The 22,221-nt window shown below is 29.7% G+C and carries 19 protein-coding genes and 1 riboswitch; of the genes, 8 read left to right on the top strand and 11 right to left on the bottom strand.

Translation table 11 applies throughout. The annotated features are described in order from the left end of the window. Window positions 1-13: 13 nt before the first annotated feature. Complete coding sequence (locus tag ACRC8M_RS03365; protein ID WP_438527856.1) at window positions 14-1,603, bottom strand: chloride channel protein; 1,590 nt, start codon at window positions 1,601-1,603, stop codon at window positions 14-16. 158 nt (window positions 1,604-1,761) lie between these two features. On the opposite strand from ACRC8M_RS03365, the gene dapF reads away from it, so the two are divergent. Together dapF and ACRC8M_RS03355 are read left to right on the top strand one after the other, a co-directional pair. After that, complete coding sequence (gene dapF, locus ACRC8M_RS03360; RefSeq protein ID WP_438527855.1) at window positions 1,762-2,595, top strand: diaminopimelate epimerase; 834 nt, start codon at window positions 1,762-1,764, stop codon at window positions 2,593-2,595. After that, the gene (locus tag ACRC8M_RS03355) at window positions 2,586-3,896 is read left to right on the top strand and encodes a hemolysin family protein (protein WP_438527854.1); all 1,311 of its coding nucleotides are present in this window, start codon (window positions 2,586-2,588) and stop codon (window positions 3,894-3,896) included. Before dapF ends, ACRC8M_RS03355 begins: the two co-directional genes overlap by 10 nt. 31 nt (window positions 3,897-3,927) lie before the next feature. Here the strand turns inward: ACRC8M_RS03355 and ACRC8M_RS03350 are convergent, their stop codons facing one another. From ACRC8M_RS03350 to ACRC8M_RS03330, 5 genes are all read right to left on the bottom strand, one after another. Next, window positions 3,928-5,103 carry an NAD(P)-dependent malic enzyme gene (locus ACRC8M_RS03350; protein WP_438527853.1) on the bottom strand — a complete coding sequence of 392 codons (1,176 nt, stop codon included), beginning with the start codon at window positions 5,101-5,103 and terminating at the stop codon, window positions 3,928-3,930. Between the two features lie 24 nt (window positions 5,104-5,127). After that, entirely contained in the window at window positions 5,128-5,670 is a 543-nt protein-coding gene (locus ACRC8M_RS03345; protein ID WP_438527852.1) for a Fe-S-containing hydro-lyase, read from the bottom strand. Next, window positions 5,667-6,509: a fumarate hydratase gene (locus ACRC8M_RS03340; RefSeq protein ID WP_023051823.1), complete on the bottom strand. Its 843-nt coding sequence runs from the start codon at window positions 6,507-6,509 to the stop codon at window positions 5,667-5,669. Before ACRC8M_RS03340 ends, ACRC8M_RS03345 begins: the two co-directional genes overlap by 4 nt. Before the next feature lie 90 nt (window positions 6,510-6,599). After that, entirely contained in the window at window positions 6,600-7,097 is a 498-nt protein-coding gene (locus tag ACRC8M_RS03335) for a PTS sugar transporter subunit IIA (RefSeq protein WP_438527851.1), read from the bottom strand. 148 nt (window positions 7,098-7,245) lie between these two features. Further along, window positions 7,246-8,268: a threonine aldolase family protein gene (locus tag ACRC8M_RS03330; protein WP_438527850.1), complete on the bottom strand. Its 1,023-nt coding sequence runs from the start codon at window positions 8,266-8,268 to the stop codon at window positions 7,246-7,248. Window positions 8,269-8,382: 114 nt separating this feature from the next. Next, window positions 8,383-8,480: riboswitch (purine riboswitch) on the top strand. A gap of 89 nt (window positions 8,481-8,569) precedes the next feature. Here ACRC8M_RS03330 and ACRC8M_RS03325 point away from each other — a divergent pair. Next, window positions 8,570-9,856, top strand: coding sequence for an NCS2 family permease (locus ACRC8M_RS03325; RefSeq protein WP_438527849.1), 1,287 nt, complete (start codon window positions 8,570-8,572; stop codon window positions 9,854-9,856). 23 nt (window positions 9,857-9,879) lie between these two features. Here the strand turns inward: ACRC8M_RS03325 and brnQ (ACRC8M_RS03320) are convergent, their stop codons facing one another. Then, entirely contained in the window at window positions 9,880-11,139 is a 1,260-nt protein-coding gene (gene brnQ, locus ACRC8M_RS03320) for a branched-chain amino acid transport system II carrier protein (protein ID WP_438527848.1), read from the bottom strand. 307 nt (window positions 11,140-11,446) lie between these two features. On the opposite strand from brnQ (ACRC8M_RS03320), the gene ACRC8M_RS03315 reads away from it, so the two are divergent. The 4 genes from ACRC8M_RS03315 to ACRC8M_RS03300 all read left to right on the top strand — a co-directional run bounded on the left by ACRC8M_RS03315 (window position 11,447) and on the right by ACRC8M_RS03300 (window position 15,941). Further along, on the top strand, window positions 11,447-12,796 hold the full coding sequence (locus tag ACRC8M_RS03315; RefSeq protein ID WP_438527847.1) for an alanine/glycine:cation symporter family protein: 1,350 nt from the start codon (window positions 11,447-11,449) through the stop codon (window positions 12,794-12,796). A gap of 29 nt (window positions 12,797-12,825) precedes the next feature. Beyond that, window positions 12,826-13,680, top strand: coding sequence for a WYL domain-containing protein (locus tag ACRC8M_RS03310; protein WP_438527846.1), 855 nt, complete (start codon window positions 12,826-12,828; stop codon window positions 13,678-13,680). Between the two features lie 128 nt (window positions 13,681-13,808). Continuing rightward, window positions 13,809-15,041 carry a branched-chain amino acid transport system II carrier protein gene (gene brnQ, locus ACRC8M_RS03305; protein ID WP_438527845.1) on the top strand — a complete coding sequence of 411 codons (1,233 nt, stop codon included), beginning with the start codon at window positions 13,809-13,811 and terminating at the stop codon, window positions 15,039-15,041. Between the two features lie 138 nt (window positions 15,042-15,179). Then, complete coding sequence (locus tag ACRC8M_RS03300; RefSeq protein WP_438527844.1) at window positions 15,180-15,941, top strand: formate/nitrite transporter family protein; 762 nt, start codon at window positions 15,180-15,182, stop codon at window positions 15,939-15,941. Between the two features lie 41 nt (window positions 15,942-15,982). Here the strand turns inward: ACRC8M_RS03300 and ACRC8M_RS03295 are convergent, their stop codons facing one another. The 4 genes from ACRC8M_RS03295 to ACRC8M_RS03280 are packed head-to-tail and all read right to left on the bottom strand — an operon-like array spanning window position 15,983 to window position 20,401. Further along, complete coding sequence (locus tag ACRC8M_RS03295) at window positions 15,983-16,756, bottom strand: SDR family NAD(P)-dependent oxidoreductase (RefSeq protein WP_438527843.1); 774 nt, start codon at window positions 16,754-16,756, stop codon at window positions 15,983-15,985. 12 nt (window positions 16,757-16,768) lie between these two features. After that, a complete protein-coding gene (locus tag ACRC8M_RS03290) occupies window positions 16,769-17,287 on the bottom strand; it encodes a shikimate kinase (protein WP_438527842.1) in 519 nt (172 codons plus the stop codon). Between the two features lie 5 nt (window positions 17,288-17,292). Further along, window positions 17,293-17,622: a DUF1904 domain-containing protein gene (locus ACRC8M_RS03285; protein ID WP_438527841.1), complete on the bottom strand. Its 330-nt coding sequence runs from the start codon at window positions 17,620-17,622 to the stop codon at window positions 17,293-17,295. 1 nt (window position 17,623) lies between these two features. After that, entirely contained in the window at window positions 17,624-20,401 is a 2,778-nt protein-coding gene (locus ACRC8M_RS03280; protein ID WP_438527840.1) for a M16 family metallopeptidase, read from the bottom strand. Between the two features lie 135 nt (window positions 20,402-20,536). Between ACRC8M_RS03280 and ACRC8M_RS03275 the strand changes: the two genes are divergently transcribed. Beyond that, a complete protein-coding gene (locus tag ACRC8M_RS03275; RefSeq protein ID WP_438527839.1) occupies window positions 20,537-22,153 on the top strand; it encodes a putative glycoside hydrolase in 1,617 nt (538 codons plus the stop codon). Window positions 22,154-22,221 lie beyond the last annotated feature (68 nt).

Here is a 22,221-nt window from a genome sequence, read left to right as displayed (position 1 = left end):
TTTCCTGAAAAAATTAGTGAGATGTTCCTATTTTGAATAGAGTTTCATTTAATTTATCAGCTTGTTTTTCTGGAAGTAAAAGAACTAAAACGTCACCAGCAAGAATTTTACTACTCCCTTTAGGAATATACTCAGTTTCTCCTCTCCTGATAGCAACAACAAGAGTATTTTTAGGCCAAACAATGTCTTTTATTAATTTCCCATCGAATTCAGATTCTGCAGAAACGGGGATACAAATTAGAGTTTTTTCATGATGCTCATGACGATCCTCTTCTAAATCATCTTTAATTTTTTTCTTAGGCATTCTTTCATATAAAATCTCATAAATAGGTTCTAATTTTAGAATATCTGTAATATAGTATGCTACTATAGAAACTGTTGCAATTGCTAAAAGATGGTCAAAGCTACCAGTCATTTCTAAAATTAAGATAACTCCAGTAATAGGAGCTCTAACAACAGCAACAAAAAATCCAGCCATTCCTAAAATCATATAATGAATAACAAAATCACTGTGAAGATTAAAAGTTGTTATAAGCATTAGTGCGTAAATTTTTCCAAGGATAGCACCTAAAACAAGCATTGGTAAGAATATACCCCCTTGAAATCCAGTTGCATATGATATTGTTGTGAACAATAGCTTAGCAACAAAAACTAACAAAAGAAATAGTATTGTTTGATTAAGGTGTGGTAATTCTTCAACTAAGTGATGTCCACCGCCAGTTATATCAGGCATAACAAAACATATAATAAATGATAATGTCATAACAGATGATATTTTTATAGCTCTAGGAAGTTTAATTCCTTTAAAAATATCTTGTGTTTTAATTAGCGTAACTGTAAAAAGTTTTCCGAAAAATGCAATGACAATTCCAAAAACTATAAAAAATAAAAATTGTAAATATGGATTAATATCTGTAGGATATTTAATATTTAAATTAAAAGATGGATCCATTCCAAATATTCTTCTAGCCACAAAATTTGAAGAAATACTTGCTAAGAATGTACATATAATAAGTTTTGAAGAAAAGAAACGATGAAGTTCCTCAATACTGAATATAACTCCTGCTAGCGGTGCTCCAAAGGCTCCTGCTAAACCAGCACTTGACCCAGCTGTCACAAGATATTTTTCATCACTATAATTTTTTTTGAAAAGTTTGGTAAATCCATATCCAATATACGATCCCAATTGTACAGAAGGACCCTCTCTACCTAGTGATAGTCCAGCTCCAATACCAAGTAAACCGCCAAAGAACTTAACTAAAAGTTCTTTTACCCAAAAGATATAATCTAGTTTTCTTAAAATTAAAGCTTTAACTTGTGGAATACCGCTTCCACCTGTTGTAGGAAATTTTCTAGATAAATAATCTACAAAAAGACCTATAAAGATAAAAATTCCCCATATTAAAAGAAGTTTAGAGGGATTCGTAAGAAGTTCCCTACTAATATAGTGTTCTCTAAGATTACCAGCAACTTGTAAACCATACCTATATACAGATACGATAATTCCAGTAATAACACCTACAAGAAGAGATAGACCATACAGACCCCTATTTCCTTTTTGGAGAAGTTCGACATGATTTTTGATTTCTCTTTTTCTGCTCATAAAAATCTCCTTGATGACATATTGTATTACTTGGGAATATTAACATAAAACCTATGAAAAGTAAAGTTGAATCAAACAAAAGTGAAGGGGGTTGCGTTAAATGAAAGGATAGGGTAAAATATAATGTGATAGAAAGTTATGCTAATGAGGTGATTAATTTGAAATTTAATAAAATGCAAGGAGCTGGTAATGATTTTTTACTGTTTAATGGAGTAAAAAATAAATATGAAAATTATTCAAAGATGGCCAAAAAACTTTGTAATAGACGTTACGGAGTTGGAGGAGATGGTATAATGATTGCTGAGGAGAGTCAAAAAGCAGATATAAAGATGGTTTACTATAATTCAGATGGTTCAAAAGGTGAGATGTGTGGAAATGGAATTAGATGTTTCTCTAAATTTATTTATGAAGAGGAAATTGTAAAAAAGAGCGAAATAAAAATAGAGACAGGTGATGGAATAAAAATAGCTTATTTAACTATAGATGATAAAAATAAAGTAGAATCAATAATGATATCTATGGGTAAAGCAAGATTAGACTCAAAAGAGATTCCAGTATTAATAGAAAAAAATAAAGTTATAAATGAAAAAATAAATATTGATGGAGAAGATGTAGTTTTTTCAGCTGTATTAATTGGAGTTCCACATGCAGTAATAATAAGCGAAGATTTAGAGAGTATTGATGTAAACACTCTGGGAGCAAAGATTGAAAAAAATGAACTATTCCCTAAAAATATAAATGTGAATTTTATTCAAATTTTAGATAAAGATAGAATAAAAATAAAAACATGGGAAAGAGGAGCAGGAAGAACATTAGCTTGTGGAACAGGATCGTGTTCGGGAGTTTATATTTCTAATTTATTAGGATTAGTTGATAATGAAGTAGTTGTAGAAACAGAGGGTGGAGTACTAAAAATTAAATTACAAGGGGATGAAGTATTTATGGTAGGAGTAGCAGAAACCACATTTAAAGGAGAGATAGTATGGGAATAGCAGAAAAATTAATGTTTATTCTTTTTTTAATTTTGATAAGTGCATTTTTCTCTATGGCAGAGATATCTTTGGCTGGATCAAGAAAAATTAAATTACAGTTGTTAGTAGATGAAGGAAATGAAAATGCAAAAAAAGTAATTGATCTTCAGAGTAATCCAGGAAATTTTTTTACAACTGTACAGATTGGATTAAATATTGTAGCTATATTAGCAGGTATAATTGGAGATGGAATACTATCACCAATTATAAATAAATATATAGAGAATCCAACAATAGCATTTTTAATGTCGTTTATATTTGTAACAGGTTGTTTTATTGAATTTGCAGATTTAATACCAAAAAGGCTAGCAATGGTTTATCCAGAAAAAATAGCACTTACTTTAGTGAATCCAATGACTTTAACAATAAAGATTTTAACACCAATTGTGTTTATATTTAGTGGAGTAGCCAATTTAGTTTTTAAAGTTTTCAATACACCAAATTCAAGAAATGAGTTGATAACTCATGATGATATTTTTGCATTGGTAGATGCAGGAGCAGAAGCAGGGGTAGTCCATACAAAAGAGCATCACTTGATTGAAAATGTATTTGAATTAGAGCAGAGATGGGTATCATCAGCAATGACAACAAGAGATGAGATAGTATATTTTACCTTAGAGGAAACAGAGGAAAGTATAAAACAAAAGATAGCAGAGTATCCGCACTCCAAATTTTTAGTTTGTGAAAGTGATATAGATTCAATATATGGATATGTTGGTTCGAAAGATATCTTACCTAGAATTTTAAAAGGTGAATTAAGTGGATTACAGAATATAAAAGAGATAACAAATAGAAATATCTTGATTATTCCTAATACGCTTACTCTTTCGGAGATGTTAGATAGATTTAATGAAGCTAGAGAAGATTTTGCTGTAATATTAAATGAGTATGCTCATGTTGTAGGAGTTATAACTTTAAATGATGTTGTATCTACTTTAATGGGAGATGTAGTTTATCCAATGCAAGAGGAGTACATAATAAAAAGGGGAGATGGCTCTTGGTTAATAGATGGAGTTACAGCGACGGAGGACGTAAAAAAAGTTTTAGAAATAGAAGCTTTTCCAGAAGAGGATAGCTATGAAACAATAGCTGGATTTATAATGTATATGTTGAAAAGTATTCCTAAAAAAGGTGCACATATAGAGTTTAATGGCTATAGTTTTGAAGTAGTGGATGTAGATAACTTTAAAATAGACCAACTTTTAGTAATAAAAGAAGAAAAAAAATCTGGGAATGACACAGAAAATAATGAGAATAAATAAAAAAGGTAGCTCTATAAGCTACCTTTTTTTACTATCTTGTAATGTTTTGTTCTTTAGCAATTCTTTTAACCTCTTCAGCAACAACAGTAGCTACTCTTGGGTCAAAGGCATTAGGGATAACATACTCAGGTGTTATTTCATCGTCCTGAATTAATTTGGCAATTCCAACAGCTGCAGCAACTTTCATCTCTTCAGTTATTTTTTTTGCTTTTGCATCTAGAGCTCCTCTGAATATTCCAGGAAAAGCTAAAACATTATTAACTTGGTTTGGATAGTCAGATCTACCAGTCCCTACAATTTTTGCCCCTCCTGCAATAGCATCTTCAGGCATAATTTCAGGATTAGGATTAGCCATAGCAAAAACAATAGCATCTTTGTTCATAGTTTTAACCATATCAACTGACAAAATATTGGCAGCAGAAACTCCTATAAAAACATCTCTTCCAACAACAGCTTCTTTAAGTCCACCTTTAATATTTTCAGGATTTGTAATATCAGCAATTTCTGACTTTAAGAAATTATAGTTAGCTTTATCATCTCTATTGATAATACCATCAATATCATTAACAACAATATTTTTTGCTCCCATTTTGATAAGAAGTTTGATGATTGAACTACCAGCAGCTCCTGCACCACTAACAATAAATTTAGCAGATTCAAAAGATTTGTTAACTAATTTAAATGAATTGATAAGAGCAGCTACAACAACAATAGCTGTACCGTGTTGATCATCATGAAAAACAGGAATATCAAGTTCATTTTTTAATCTTGTTTCAATTTCTACACATCTAGGAGCAGAAATATCTTCTAAATTTATACCACCAAATCCAGGTGCGATTAATTTAACAGCCTTAATAATCTCTTCAGTATCTTGTGTATCTAAGCAGATAGGAAAAGCGTCAACATCTGCAAATTGCTTAAAAAGAATAGCTTTTCCTTCCATAACAGGGAGAGCAGCTTCAGGACCAATGTTTCCTAAACCTAGTACAGCAGAACCGTCAGTAACAACAGCAACCATATTTCCTTTAGATGTATATTTATATACATTCTCAACATTTTCTTTTATTGCCAAACAAGGAGCAGCAACTCCAGGAGAATAAGCTAAACTTAACTCCTCTTTATTTGTAACAGCAACTTTTGACACAACTTCAATTTTTCCTGAATGAGTCTCGTGTAGCTTTAAAGATTTTTCAAAAACTGTAGACATAATATATTACCCCTTTAATTAAATTTATTTTGAGCTATTTCTAGCTATTTCGTATAAATCATTTCCTTCACAATCATTGATAACAATTGCTGGGAAATCAATAACTTCCAGTCTTCTAATTGCTTCAGCACCTAAATCCTCATAAGCAATAATTTCACTGCTTTTTACAGACTTAGCAATTAAAGCAGCAGCTCCACCCACAGCTGCAAAATAGATAGCTCCATTTTTAAGGATAGAATCTTTAACTTTTTGATCTCTTGCCCCTTTTCCAATCATTCCTTTTAAACCCTGGTCTAAGATAGCAGGAGAGTAAGAATCCATTCTATAACTAGTAGTAGGACCACAACTTCCAATAGGTTGCCCAGGTTTAGCAGGAGAAGGACCAGCATAATAAATAATTTGTCCTTTTACATCAAAAGGTAATTCTTTACCCTCTTCTAAAAGTTTAACTAATCTAGCGTGTGCAGCATCTCTAGCAGTGTAGATAACACCAGTTATAGAAACAGCATCACCAGATTTTAGTTTTTTAATATCTTCATCTCTTAATGGAGTAGTTAATTTAATCATAATGTTACCTCCTTGTGTCTAGCAGCATGGCAATTTAAGTTAACAGCAACTGGTAAAGATGCAAAGTGACATGCTTGAGTTTCAACTTTAACAGCAAGAGCGGTAGTTTTTCCACCAAGACCTTGAGGACCAACATTAGTATCATTTATTAATTTTAAAAGTTCAGCTTCTAAAGCAGCAGCAATTGGATCAGGATTAACATCTTCAATCTCTCTTAGAAGAGCTTCTTTAGCTAATTCAGCACATCTTTCGAAGTTTCCACCGATTCCAACACCAACTACTATAGGAGGACAAGGGTTTCCACCAGCATTTTTAATACTATCAACAACAAACTTTTTAATACCCTCTACTCCATCAGCAGGTTTGAACATTTTTAATGTACTCATATTCTCAGACCCTCCACCTTTAGGGGCCACAATAATTTTAACTTTATCAGAACCAGGTACAAGTTTAGTATGGATAACAGCAGGAGTGTTATCTTGTGTATTAACTCTATCTAGAGGGTGTCTAATAACAGATTTTCTTAAATATCCATCTTTGTATCCCTTAGCAACTCCAGCATTAACAGCTGAGTAGATATCTCCATTGATTTTAACTTCAGTTCCAATTTCTAAGAAAACCACAACAAGTCCAGTATCTTGGCACATAGGAACATTGTCCTTTGCAGCAATCTCATCATTCTCAATAATTTGACTTAAAATAACCTTCCCCAACTCACTAGTTTCTGTTTTTTGGCATTCTTTAATTTTGTTTAAAACGTCACTGCCAATAAAGTAGTTAGCCTCAATACAAAGTCTAGCAACTTCATTAGTAACTAAATCTAAATCTAGTACTTTCATTTTTCCTCCTTAAATTTCCGTGTATGCTTTTTATTAATAAAGAAAGGTACCATCCTTTCCTAAATAGTAAAGAGGCACCTTCTTAAAAAACTACTTTTTGATTTTAACTCTCATTAAAAGGTCTCCTATTTTAACATCTCCAGAAGCAACTACTTCAAGCGCTTCAACTTGGTCCATGTTAGCAATAATAACAGGAGTTTTTGTTGATTTAGCATTTTCTTTAATGTAAGCTAAATCATATTTAATAAGCTCATCTTTAACCTCTACAGTTGATCCAGGTTCAGCGATTCTAGTGAATCCATCTCCGTTTAGTTTTACTGTGTCAATTCCAAAGTGAACTATTAACTCAAGTCCGTTAGGAACTTCAAAACTAACAGCGTGGTTAGTAGCGAAAATATCAATTTCACCAGCAACAGGTGAGCAGATTACTCCCTCAGCAGGATCAATTCCACATCCATCCCCAATCATTTTTTGAGAAAAAGCGTCATCTGGTATTTCGCTTAAAGGAATAACTTTTCCGTTTAATGGTGAATAGATATTAAACCATTCATCCTCTTTTTTCTTTTTAAAGAAATCAAATAATCCCATAGTCAAATCTCCTTTCAAATAAAATGCGAAATATATGTAATATTATTTCACATTTAGTTCATTAAATCAATAATATTTTTAAAAAAAAGCATACAAAGAATAAAAGAAAAATCTATGTACTATAAATAAATTATATCATAAGATTTATTTATTTTCCTAGTAATTCTTTTATTTTTTTAATAAAATTATCAACATCCTTTTTTGTGCTGTCAAAAGATGTAACAAGTCTTACTTCATCAATGTTTTCATTCCATATATAGAAGTAAAAAGACTCTTGAAGTTCAGAAATTATTTCTTTAGGTAAAATGGCAAAAACAGCATTAGCTAAAACTTCTTTTGTCACAGTTATTTCAATTTTTTCTAATTCTAATTTTAGATATTGAGCAATATCATTTGCATTTTTAGCACATTCAAACCAAATATTATTTTTAATATATGGAATAAACTGGGCAGACATAAATCTCATCTTTGAATATAATTGGAGATTTTGTTTTCTTATCCAAGAAAAATCCTTAGCTAATTCTTTGTTAAAAAATATCAGGGCTTCACCAAACATCAAGCCATTTTTAGTCCCACCAAAAGATAAGACATCAACTCCTAAATCTCCAGTCATATCTTTAAAAGAACAACCCAAAGCGACAGCAGCATTAGAAATTCTTGCTCCATCCATATGTAAAAACATACTATTTTCTTTAGCAAAATTAGAGATAGCTTTAATCTCATCTAATGTATAAACAGTTCCATATTCAGTAGTTTGACTAATTGAAATAATTTCAGCTTTTGGCTTATGAAAGTTATTTTTAAAAGTTAACCATTTTCTAGCTGATTCTAAATCAAGTTTTCCATCTGTACTAGGAACAGTTAGAAGTTGCATACCAGTTATCTTACTGGGAGCTCCAGTTTCATCTTGTACAATGTGGGCACTCTCGGGAGTTATAACAGCAGATGCTTTGTTTTTCATTCCCTCTAGGGCTAATACGTTAGCTCCAGTACCATTAAATACAAAAAATACTTCTACATCTCCAAAAATATCTTTGAAGCATTTAGTAGCTTCTTGAGTGATTTCATCTGCTCCGTAAGCAGAAACATGACCATTGTTAACTTCAACTATTTTTTCTAAAATTTTCTGATGAACACCACTATAGTTATCACTAGCAAAAGATTTTTTCATAAATTATATTACCTCCCAGTATATTTATTTTAATACATTATAGTTTTTTTCTTTACAAAAAGCAAAAATAAATAAAACTTGACAAAATTGGAAGAAATCTTTAATATTGAGGTAAAGATTATATTTTATTTGAACCATATATACTCCGAATACGGCGGAGAGTTTCTACAAGCTACCTTAAACAGCTTTCTATGGGTCACAACTTAGTATTTTTATTAAGTTTTTTGACCTGTTTTTGCAGGTCTTTTTTATTTTAGTCGGTAATTATTATAAAATAGTAAAATAAATCTAGGAGGGGAATATGGAAAAATTATTTCAATTAAAAGAGCATGGAACAACAGTAAAGCAGGAGATAATAGCAGGGGTTACAACGTTTTTAACAATGGCATATATTATATTTGTTAATCCATCAATATTATCAATGACAGGAATGGATAAAGGTGCATTAATAACAGTAACATGTTTAGCATCAGCAATAGGAACAGCTATAACGGCATTTTGGGTAAATGCACCATTAGCTATGGCACCAGGAATGGGATTAAATGCATTTTTTACTTTTACACTTGTTTTAGGAAATGGAGCAACATGGGAGGAAGCTTTAGGAGTAGTATTTATCTCTGGAGTTATCTTTTTAGCTCTGACATTTTCAGGATTGAGAGAGAAAATAATAGATGCTATACCAGCTGAAATAAGATTAGCTGTAGGAGCAGGAATAGGTTTATTTATAGCATTTATAGGGATGCAAGGAATGGGATTGATTGTAAGTAATCCAGCAACAGTAGTAGCTTTAGGGAAGTTCAACTTAAATGTTGTTTTAGGGTTAGTTGGTTTTGCAATTATGGGATTCTTAGAGATGAAAAAAGTTAAAGGTGGAATTTTAATAGGGATTGTGGCAACGACAGTTTTAGGAATTATTTTTGGTGCAGTTCAGCTGCCATCGCAAATAATATCAATGCCTCCAAGTCCAGCACCAATAGCTTTAAAACTTGATGTTTTAGGAGCTATCAAGCCAATGTTTTTAGGATCAATTTTTTCATTTATGTTTGTTGATTTATTTGATTCTTTAGGAACGATAATGGCTTGTGCTCATGAAGCTGAAATGATAGATGAAAAGGGTAAGATAAAAAATGTTAGTAAAATATTGGAAGCTGATGCAATAGCAACAGTAATAGGTTCTCTTTTAGGTACATCAACTACTACAACATTTGTGGAATCAGCCTCAGGGATTGCAGTTGGTGGAAGAACTGGATTAACAGCTTTAACAACAGCAGTATTATTTGCAATCTCATTATTCTTTTCTCCAATAATAGGAGTTGTACCAGCATTTGCTACAGCACCAGCTCTTATACTTGTAGGAGTTTATATGTTTAAAAATTTATTAGATATAGATTTTCATAATATAGAAGTTGCAATACCATGTTTCTTAATAATAATAATGATGCCACTAACTTATAGTATATCAATTGGAATTTCTTTTGGATTTATTTCTTATATATTAGTGTGTCTATTTGGTGGGAAAGTTACACATGTAAAACCAATAATGTGGGCGATAGGATTTTTCTCAGTTATAGAATTAATGTTTAAATAAAAAAGGAGCTAAGCTCCTTTTTTTTATGCACTCTTTTTTAAAGTTAGTTTTTCAGTTTTAAAGATAAAAGATATTCCAAAAGCGATTAAAGCTGGGATAACCCAAGGGAAACCATGATTAGCAAGAGGAATAAAACGTAAATCTACTTTTAACATTTCAGCAATACTGATTATTAAAGTCACTGTGACAGCAGATTTAAAAGTAAAGTGATTTTTAACACCAAAAATATTTAATAAAATAAGAACAATAGTAATAGGATAAAGTACTACTAATACAGGAACAGATAAACTAATTATATAATCTAATCCTGCAACAGAAAGTACTGTTGAGAAAATACAAATCCCAAGAGCTATTTTTTTATAAGATATTTTAAATAGTTTTGAAAACCACTCACTAGCTAAAGCAACTAATCCCACAGAAGTTGTTAAACAAGCTGCAGCTACACAAATTCCAAAAGCTATTTTTCCAATATTTCCAAGAGTCATCTCTGCTAAAGTTAAGGTTGTTTGAGCAGTTGTAAGACCTTTTATACTACTAATTTGTGCTCCTAGGTAAATTAAACTTAAATAGATAAACCCAAGACCAATAGCGGCAATAAATCCAGCATTACTTAAAAAAGATTTTTGTTCATTTGTATCAGTTACTCCTTTTCCTTCAAGTCCTCTAATAATTATAACTCCAAATAGAACAGAAGCTAAAGCGTCCATTGTTTGATAACCACTCACAAATCCATAAGAGAAAGGATTTCCAATTATAATAGAGTCAACAGGTGTTCCTAAATCACTAGTTACTCCTAAAATAGTTATTAATGAAAGAATTAATAGGATAATAGGTGTTAAAAACTTACCTAGAATATCAGTTATACTTGATTCATTTAAAACTAAGAATAGAGTTACTCCAAAGAAAATAATAGATGTTAATACTGCGATAATAGTAGGGTTTGAATTAGGGAATAAAGGTAAAACTCCCATTTCAAAAGTAGTTGATCCTGTTCTAGGTATAGCAAACAGAGGACCTATAACCAGTATTAATATAGTAGAGTAGATTGTATTAAATTTATTTGAAACTTTATTTGCAAATTCGTCTAGACTTCCAACTTTTGTGAACGCAAGAATTCCAAGTAGTGGTAGCCCAATTCCAGTTAGAAAAAATCCTAGACCAGCTTCAAACCAATCTTTTCCCACTGCTACTCCAACAGAAGGTGGAAATAGTAAGTTTCCTGCTCCAAAAAACATAGAGAATAGAGCGAAACCTAAAATTAAAATTTCTTTCTTTTTATTCATTGTAACCTCCAAAAAATTAGTATTGTTGTAATAAAAAAAAGTGTGTGTTTAAATAATTAGAAAAATTGTACCAAAAAATCAGAAAAAAAGCAAGGATAAAATAATGAAAAAAAGGTATTGATGTACTAAAAAAATGGTATATAGAACAATAAAGTTTATGATAAAGTACAAGAACCCTTTAAAAATAATAGGTTTACTTTCCAAAAATACGAACAAAAAAATAAAAAAATTGTTATCTACTAAGGAAGGGGAATAAATGGTAGGATTATTTTAGAAAATATTAAACATTAATTAAGGAGGAGTCATCATGGAAATGTTAAAATCTATAATAGATGGAACTAATACAATTTTATGGGAAAAGAATGTACTTGTGGTAATGTTGATTGGAATGGCACTATACGCAAGTTATAAAACTAAGTTCATGCAAATTAGATTATTTGGAGAAATAATAAAAACTCTGAAAGGTGAAAAAATAAATGGAGAAAAAATAAGTTCTTTAGAAGCTTTTTATTTAGGGACAGCTTGTAGAGTTGGAGCAGGAAATATAGCTGGAGTTGTAGCAGCTATATCTGTAGGAGGACCAGGGGCATTGTTTTGGATGTGGATAGTAGCACTACTAGGGGCTTCAACAGCATTTGTTGAATCGATTTTATCTGTAGTTTATAGAGAAAAAGATTCTAATGGAAATTATAAAGGTGGAACACCGTGGGTTATAAAAAATAGATTAAAAAAGAGATGGTTAGGAATAGTTTATGCAGGAGCCTCAGTGATATGTTATATGGGAGTTATTCAAGTTATGGCAAACTCTGTAACGGAATCGGTGGTTGGAGCTTATAAAGTAAATTCAACAATAATTTCAATAATACTGGCATTATTAGTTGCGATAACAATTTTTGGTAATGGAAGAAAAGATAGAATAGTGATAGCATTAAATAAAATTGTTCCTGTGATGGCTTTTATATATTTAGCAGTTGTACTATATGTTCTTTTAACTAATATAACAGAAATTCCGACGGTCTTTGGAAAAATATTTTCGGCAGCTTTTGGAATAGATCAATTTGCAGGAGGAGCTTTAGGTGGAGCAATTATACAAGGGGTAAGAAGGGGATTGTTTTCTAATGAGGCGGGAAGTGGTAATGGAAACTATGCAGCAGCCTTAGCAGATGTAGATGAACCTGTTAAACAAGGAATGGTCCAATCGTTAAGTGTTTTTGTTGATACACTAGTTATTTGTAGTGCTACAGCTTTTGTTATTCTATTAGCAAATGATTCTGGTTTAAGTGAATTAAATGGTATGGTATTATTCCAAGAAGCTTTAAAAAGTCATATTGGTTGGATAGGGATACCATTTACAGTAATAATATTATTTTTCTTTTCTTTTAGTACAATACTAGGAGTTACTTTTTATGGAAGAAATGCATTACAATTTATCAGTGAGAATCCTAAACTAAATATAGGGTATAAATTGATAGTTGTGTGGATGGTTTATGTTGGAGGAATTGAGCAAAATTATTTTGTGTGGTCTTTAGCAGATTTTGGATTAGGATTGATGACTATAATCAATATCGTGGCGATAGCTCCATTAATAAACGAAAGTATTATGTATTTGGAAAAATACGAGCAAAAATTAAAGGGATGTGCTAAAATAAACCCATAAATTATGTAAAGTTATGGGGGAACTGAAATATGAAAAAAGTAAGAGTTACAGTTTCGGAAGATATTTGGAGACTTTTAAAAAAAGATTCAGAAGAGTTTGGAATAAATAATAATAAATTATGTAATTTTATTTTAGATAAATTTAAATATACTAAAAAGTTTGACATTGAAAATTTTATAGAACCTCAAGGAAGGCCCTTAAAAAAAGTTATACAATTTGATTTGAATGTGGCTAATAAAGGGATATATTATGATATATTAAAAGCTAACGGCGTAGAGATAGAAGCTGAGTTTTTTAGAGATCTTTTTGAAGTGTATTCATCACAATTTAAGTATCAACGAGAAATATTTATATTTCAAGAAACTTATAAAGTAGTTTTAGAAGCTATAAAAAATAAATCAAAAATGAGAATACTTTATATGGAGGATAATTTAACAATATCTCCATATTTTATAAAAAGAGAGGATCAAGGAGATGAAAATTTTATATTTGCTTACGATGATGAGAATAAAATTTATAGAAGTATAAAATTAAAAGATGTTGTCATTTTAGGTGTTTTAAATGAAAAAATTCAAATTAGGGATAAGAAGTATATCGAAAATATGAGAAAAAATTTCGATCCATTTTTAGGAGAGAGATTATTAATAAAAGCTATTTTCACTCCAATAGGAGAGAGTATGCTAAAAAGTTTTACTAACTATAAACCTAAACTTATAAAAAAAGATGAAAATGTTTATCAATTTGAAATGACTTTAGAAAATGCGAAATTTTATTTTGCTTCTTTTCTAAAAGAGGTCACAATAATAGAACCACAAAAATTAAGAGATGAATTAAGAAGTTCTTTTTTACAAGCATATAAAATTTATGATGATGAAAAAATTTAAAAAACTTGAAAAAGTAAAAAAAAAGTGTTATTATTTACAAAAATTAAAATTAATTATCAAAATAAAGGCAATCTTTTATAAACAGGTTGCCTTTTTAATAATATTTATTTTATACGGGGAGGAGAAAAATGAATAAAAGGAAAGAGATTTTAGTTTTAGGGTTAGCATTATTTTCAATGTTTTTTGGAGCGGGGAACTTGTTATTTCCGCCATCTCTTGGGGTAGCAGTTGGACAAAGTTGGTTTATAGCAGGAATAGGTTTTTTTATAACTGGAGTTGGATTACCACTACTTGGAATTCTTGCATTTACAAAAGGTGGAGGTTTAGATGAGTTTGCAAGTAAAATTTCTAAAAAATTTAATACAGCATATTTAACAACATTGATTTTAGTGATTGGACCATTGTTTGCAATTCCTAGAACAGGATCAACTACTTTTGAAATGGGAGTATTACCACTAATAGGTGGAGTAGATCCTGCAATAGCTGCAATAGCTTGTTCTGTTATATTTTTTGGGACAACACTATTTTTAGTTTTAAATGAGTCTAAAGTGACAGATGTTTTAGGAAAATTTCTAACGCCGATTATATTAGTAATTTTAGCTTTAATAACAGTAATTGGGATTTTAAATCCAATTGGAGAACCTGTGGCAAGCGTAGTTGAAGGAAGTCAATTTTCATACGGATTTATAAATGGTTATCAAACAATGGATGCATTAGCTTCAGTTCTATTTGGTGTGATAATAGTAAAGGGATTAGAAGGAAAAGGTGTTACAGATTCTAAAGAACAAAAAGTATTTTTAACTGGAGCAGGATTTATAGCAGCATTAGGACTAGGACTAATATATTTTAGTTTAATTTATCTAGGAGCTCAAATTAGTAGCATGCAAAATCTATCCACAGCTCAAACAGCATTAATGTTAGCTGAATTAACATTGGGAAGCTCAGGAAAAATGGCATTTGGTATTTGTGTAGCTGCAGCATGCTTAACAACCTCTGTAGGACTAACAGCACTAGTAAGTGATTGGTTTTCAAAGCTGACTAATGTATCGTATAAAAAAGTAGCTGTTCTAACGTGTGCATTTTCAGCAATATTAGCTGTAGCAGGTTTAGATTACATTATAAGTTTGGCTGTTCCAGTTTTAGTGGTTCTTTATCCAGTTACTATTGTATTAATTATTTTAAATATTTTTGGTGTTGAAAATAAAAATTGTTTTGCCTTTGCAACGATAATTACTTTAATTATAAGTATTTTAGAGGTTTTAAAAGTAGATTTATCGTTTATACCTTTATCAAATTTAGGATTTGCATGGATTATTCCAGCAATAGTTGCATTTTTAATTGGAAAAGTTATAAAAAATTAAATAGCTTGTTTGTATATACTTAATATATTAAAATAGAACTCAATCATATTTTGATTGAGTTTTTTTAATATTATCTTGAAAAAAAAGGATAAAGGGTGTATAATTCCAAACTATATGAAAAAAATCAGGAGGGAAAAAGTGAAGGTTTATTTAACAAACAAAGAAACAACAGAGCAAGTTCTTCTTTTAGGAGAGAATAAGGGGCATTACTCATTTACTAAAACTACTTTACTAGGATTTATGGGAGGAGTGTACATAGCTCTTTCAGCTTTAGGAAATTTAATAGCTAACTTTACTATAGGTGGAGGAGCTGGAAAATTTGTAGGAGCTGCTGTTTTCCCAACAGGATTGATGCTTGTTGTATTAGTAGGAGGGTCATTATTCACAGGAGATTGTCTAGGGTTATTGGCTTTTACTAAGGGAAAGGTAGAAAAGACAACATATACAAGAAATTTATGTGCAGTATGGATAGGGAATTTTTTAGGATCAATATTTATAGCGTATATGTCTTACTTAGCAGGAAATTATTCATCACCAGAATTTTCTAAATATGTAGTTGGAGTTGCAGAACACAAAGTTCATCTTACATTTACAGAAGCAGTAGCAAGTGGATTTTTATGTAACATATTAGTTGCTATTGGTGTTTGGTTTGCTTTAGCTGCAAAAGATTTAGCAGGAAAAATATTAGCTATTTGGTTTCCAATAATGTTGTTCATATTAGGAGGATTCCAACACGTAGTTGCTAATATGTATTATGTGAGTATAGGAAAAATACTTATGTCTACAGTATATTCACCAAGTGAAATGGCAGTTCATTTTTTAGCTGTTACAATTGGAAACTTTTTATCAGGAGCATTATTTTTACCATTAATATATAAAAAGTTATACATGAATGATTAATTAAAAAGGAGTAGAAAGTTAATTTCTACTCCTTAATTTTTTTACTTTTTTCTATGAACAGTTCTTCCATCAGCTTGATGATTAGGTGTCATTGCAATCTCTGTCAATTGTATATTTTCAGGAAGGCCAGTAGCATAAATTACAACATTTGCTACATCATCTGGAGTTAAAGCATCAATACCTTTATATGTATTATTAGCTTTTTCAATATCTCCTTTAAATCTAACCTTACTAAATTCTGTTTCAACTAAACCAGGTTTAACATTAGTAACTCTAATGTTTGAATCAACTAAATCAACTCTTAAACCATCAGAAAAAGTTTTAACAGCAGCTTTAGAAGCACAATAAATTGCTCCACCTGCATAAGCAGCATCCCCAGCGATAGAACCGATATTAACAACGTGTCCAGAGTTATTTTTTAACATTAAAGGAACTACAGCACTTGTAATATAAAGCATTCCCTTAATATTAGTATCAATAACAGTGTCGATATCTGTAGGAGAAGCTAGATAAACTTTGTCTAGACCTAAAGCTAATCCAGCGTTATTGATTAAAACGTCGATTTTTTTAAAAGACTCAGGTAAAGATTTAACTTTATCTTCAACATCCTTACTATTACGCACATCAATAACCAAAGTATGAACTCTTATACCATATTTTCTAATCAATTCTTCTTTTAAAGAATCAAGTAAATCGGAACTTCTAGCAGTTAAAATTAGGTTTGCACCCTTTTCTGCATAGGCTAAAGCACAACTTCTTCCAATACCTTTTGTTGCTCCAGTAATAAAAATAGTCTTACCGTATAAATTGTTCATAGAAAAACCCCCTTAGCTTAATATATAAGCATTTTTTATTTTTTCAACACTATCATAAATATTTGTGTTTGAATCTATTTTAATTGAAAAATCAGAAGATATTTTATACAGTGGTTGTCTTTTATCGTACAACTCTTGTATTGTTTGTAGCATGTCTTCTGAGTTTGTAAGAAGTGGTCTAGTTTTACTTCTTTTTACTCTTTCGTAAATGGTATTAACATCACAATCTAAATAAACTACAAAAGAAGTAGATTTTAGATTTTTAATATTAACATTATCGATAATTGCTCCACCACCAGTAGAGATAACTATATTGTTGTCTTTAGATTCTTCTTCAATAATAGATCTTTCTAAATCTCTAAAATATTTTTCTCCATGCTCTTCAAATATTTCAGGAATAGTTCGTTTTTCTTTCATAGATATACAACGATCAATGTCTATGAATTTCATATCAAGGTTTCTGGCCAGAATTCTACCAATAGTAGTTTTCCCACTTCCCATAAAGCCTATAAGAGCTATATTAGCTTTCATAAAAATTAAAAATGTTCCCCATTGTCATAATAATTTGAACCTTCAAGGGGATAGAAGATAACAGTAGTGTCGTTATTGTTTGTTAGTTTTTTACAAAATTTTGTGATGAAATCTGCAACAAGATTTTTAGTTTCTTGTCCTCTATCAAACCAAGCAACATCAACAAAAGTGTAACCAGGAACGATAGCTCCATCAAAAATATACTCAGTTTCAGTATGCTCAATAGTAAACCAAGTTCTATCACATTCTACAATTGAAGTAAGTCCATCAATTAATTCTTTACTATTTTCAATTAAACTTTTTTTATCAATACCTCTAAATTTTAAATGTGGCATTTTATTCCTCCTTTTCTGGTAAAAGAATAACTTCTACACAGTTTTTTATGTTTAGTGCTCTATTAGAAAAATTTATAATAGAGTTATAGTTTACTGTCTTATTATACCTCATAGGAGTATAAAATTCATAGTCAGATATTAAATTTTTTTTCTCCAGGTAATTATTCCAAAAACTATTGGTATTTAATGCAGTTTCAAAATTTAGTTTATAGTTCTTTTGAATATCTAAAATTTTATTTTCTGGAAAAGTTCCTTTTTGTATATTTGCAATAGTATTTTTAACTTTAGATATAACTTCATCAACTCTTTTTGTATCTGTACTAAACATAATTTGAAGATAATTTTCTCCAAAATTTAATTTTTCAAGGTTAGAATATGAGGAAATAGAATAAACACCTCCAATTTTTTCTCTAACATCTTCAATAAGGAGTATATTTAGTAAATTAGAAAAAGCTCCATATAAAACTCTATTTTCTAATGAAAAATTACTTTGATAAGGGAAAGTTAAAATAACTGTAGCTTTTTTATCAATTCCTTTAATAATAGTTTTTTTAACAGACTCAGTAGGATAAACTACATTTAAGTTTTTGTATTCTAATTGATTAGTGTTTACAGGAAGATTAGCGAAGTAATAATCTAAATTTTTAATTAAAGTTTGTTCGTCAATGGAACCTGTAACAACTAGTTTATAATTTTTAAAATTACTAAATAAATGTTCAAATGTATTTAAAAGAGATTCTTTTCTTACATAAGAAAGATCATCTATTTCTAAAGGAACTTTTCTTGGGTGGTTATTGTTTAAAGTTTCTAGATATGTTTTTTTAAATAAAGCTTTAGGAGAAAAATCTCTATTTTTTATTAACTCTCTATTTGTTTTTAAATTTGATTCAATAATATTTTCATCAAATTTTGGATTAGAGAGAAGCGTTCTAAAAAACTTTAATGCTTCAGGAAGGTTCTCTTTATTTGTGGATATTGTAAATCCTTGGGTATAATCATCAATAAATGGTTCAACACTAAAATTTTTCCCTTTGAAATATAACTCTAAAGAGCTATAGTTAATATCTCCTACTCCAGAAGTAGAAAGAATTTCTGGAAGGAAAAGTGAGTTAATATATTCTGGATATTCTAGACTAGAGCTGCCTTGTAATTTAGTTAATTTAAAAGTTATCTTATCTTTATCGAAGTTAGTTTCTTTATAAAGAACTTCTATTCCGTTTGAAAGAAGTAGTTTTGTATAATCTTTTTCTTTTGTAATAATTTTAGAAACACCAGGTACTAAATTTAACTCTGGTAGTTCAGTTTTAAAAGACTTTTCTTTAATAGAGGTTGTATTTTTTGTTAAAAGTAAGTCGATTAAAGATTTAATTTCATTTGTTTTAGGCAGTTTATCCTTCATATTTTCTCTAGAAGTTATTAATACATCGTAATTTAAAAATGTAAGACTGCTAGCAATATTTTTTAAGTCATCAACAGTTATATTTTTTAAAACATTTTCAGTTAATTCATACTCAGCATCAGGTTCTATAAAAATATTATTATTTAAAATATAATCGACAATAGAATCTGTGTAGACATCATTTTTGATACTTTCTTTATTATTAACAATAGTCTTTAGATTATTTAAAAGATTTATTTTCTCATTTTCTAACTCTTGAGATGAAACCCCATTTAATGAAATATTTTTTAAATTGTCAATTATATCTGTTATAGATTTATTTATATCCTCATCTTTTATAAGAGCTGAAATTGCATAAATTCCAGTATTTTTATTAAGGGGGAAATTATAAATAGAAGAATATACAAAAGGTGAATCTTTATCTTTAGATAAAATAGAAAATCTAGTATTTAAAATAGAATTGAGTAAGATTTTTTCTAAATTATTCTTAAATGAAGCCATAGTATCAATAGTAGATATAGGTTCTTTCCACATTAAATTAAAATTAGTTGTAGTTAGTTCAGGATCAGTAAAAATAGTAACAGAATCCTCAAGTGGTAAAGATATTTCATAATTTGTATTGATAATGTTTGTTTTATTTTTTAATGATGCAAAATTACTAGTAATAAGGTGTTTGATGTCTTCAGGGTTAAAATCTCCAACAGCAATAACAGCCATATTTTCTGGTTGGTACCATTTATCGTAATAATCTCTAAGTTTTTTAGAAGTTGCGCCTTTTATAGTTTCAGGAAAACCTATAGGAAATCTTTTAGAATACCAAGAATCGCCATATAAAATTTTCTTTTGTAAATCTCCAACTCTTTGAGAAATTCCTTGTCTTAATCGCCACTCTTCAATAATTATATTTTTTTCACTTTCAACATCTTTTGGATCGAGAGTTACTTCTGATGCCCACTCTTTAAGGACATTAAAACCAGTTTCTAAATCAGATTTAGAGGTAGGAACTTGAAGTTTAAAAACTGTCTCAGAAAAGCTAGTATACGCATTTAAATCTCCACCAAAACTTAAGCCTAAAGATTGGAGATATGTAACAAGCTCATTTTTTTTATACTCTGTGGTACCATTAAAAGCCATATGTTCTAAAAAATGTGCCAATCCTTGTTGGTCTTCTTCTTCGTAAAGAGAACCAGCTTTTACAACAAGATTTAAAGAAGCTCTATTTTCAGGTTTTTTATTTTTAAATATATAGTACTGCAACCCGTTATCAAGTGTTCCAGAAATCAGATTTTTAGATACTTGTAGATTTGGTTGGTTACTAGCAAAAATAAAAAGCTGTAAAATAAAAAATATTATGGTAAACGGAAATATTCTTTTTTTCATGGATAAATCCTCCTTGTATAAGTTAAAGATATTTAAATAGTAACATTTTATAAGTTTTATTAAAAGGATTATTTAGTAGATTTTTTTAGATAAAATTGTTAAAATATAACGAATAAATAATAAATGGAGGACAGCGTGAGAGTAAAGGACAAAAAGAAATTCTTTAGATTTTTAATACTATTAACAATTTTTATTTTTACAATTTCTTGTGGGGTTAAAAGATTTGTTTTTAATGATGAGCCTAAAAAAGTAGAGATGGTAAGTGATGAAATAAAGGTAGATGTTTTATCTTTGAATAAAACAAATACAGATACAGAATTAAAAAAAAAAGATTCTACTATAAAAGAGGATAAAAAAGAGGAAGAGTTTAAAAGTGTAACTGAAGAAAAAACACCTGAAATAAAAGAGGAAGTTTTGATAAGTGAGCAAAAAGAACAAAAAAATATTGAGAAAAATATAGTAAATAATTCGAAATATATTAAAAACCAAACATTATTTGTTTATAGAGATGAGATACAAAAAGAAAAAATAGATACTTTGAGAAAAGGTACAAGAGTTGAGATTATAGACGAAAAAGAAATAACTGTAAATGATAAGAAAAAATCTTTATTAAAAGTACAGTATAAAAAAGATTTAAAAAGTAAGAGTGGTTGGATAAGTAAAGTAGATTTGGCAAATAGTTTAAATGAAGTTTTACCAAAAGAATGGAAAAATTTAGATTTTACAACAGATTATCCAATTAATAATTATGGTAATAATCCAAGAGTAGATGTAAAAGGAGTATACTTAAATATTTATACAATTGGAAGTTCTAAAAAAATGGAAAGACTTATAAACCTTGCAAATACAACAGAAATAAATGCTTTTGTAATAGATGTAAAGGATGATAATGGAGTATTATCTTTTGAAATGGAGGCTCCTAAAAAATTTGGAGTACCAGTTTCAAAAAATTATCCAATAAAAAATATAGAAGAGTTTATGAGAAAAATGAAGGAAAACAATATATATATGATAGCAAGAATTGTTTCCTTTAAGGATCCAACATATGCAAAAGCAAATCCCGATAAGGTAATTATTTCAAGAGATACAGGAAAACCTTATACAAATAGTGATGGAATAATTTGGGTATCACCACATGATAGAAATCTTTGGGATTATAATTTATCAGTTGCAGAGGAAGCGGCAAAAGCAGGATTTAATGAGATTCAATTTGATTATGTAAGATTCCCCGCTTCAAATGGTGGGAAATTAGATGCAAAATTAAACTATAGAAATACTAAAAGTGAATCAAAACCAGAAACTATTCAAAAATATTTAAAATATGCAAAAGAAAGATTGAATGCCTTAGGTGTTTATACAAGTGCTGATGTTTATGGGCAAGTAGGAACATTTAGTGATGATATGGGATTAGGGCAACATTGGGAAGCGGTAACTCAAGTTGTTGATTATATTTCACCGATGATGTATCCAAGCCATTATGGGAATGGAGCTTACGGAATAGCAGTTCCAGATGCACAACCATATAAAACAATATATTATTCATTAAAAGATTCTATAAATAGAAATGAGAATGTTAATTCACCAGCAGTAATAAGACCATGGATTCAAGCCTTTACTGCAAAATGGGTAAAAGGATATATTCCTTATAACGAGAAGGAAATAAGAGAGCAAATTAAAGCAATGAACGATTTAGGGGTAACAGAGTATTTACTTTGGAGTCCAAGTAATAACTATAAGATTACAGGGAAATAAAAATAAATGTTTAAAAAAAGTATAGTGTATGATATAATGTCATTTGAACTAATTTAAAGGAGAAAAGA

Origin of the sequence: Cetobacterium sp., from assembly GCF_051653945.1 — a bacterium.
Lineage (GTDB): Bacteria > Fusobacteriota > Fusobacteriia > Fusobacteriales > Fusobacteriaceae > Cetobacterium_A.
The sequence above is the reverse complement of the archived record's forward strand: the minus strand, read 5'-3'. Positions and strand labels throughout refer to the sequence as shown.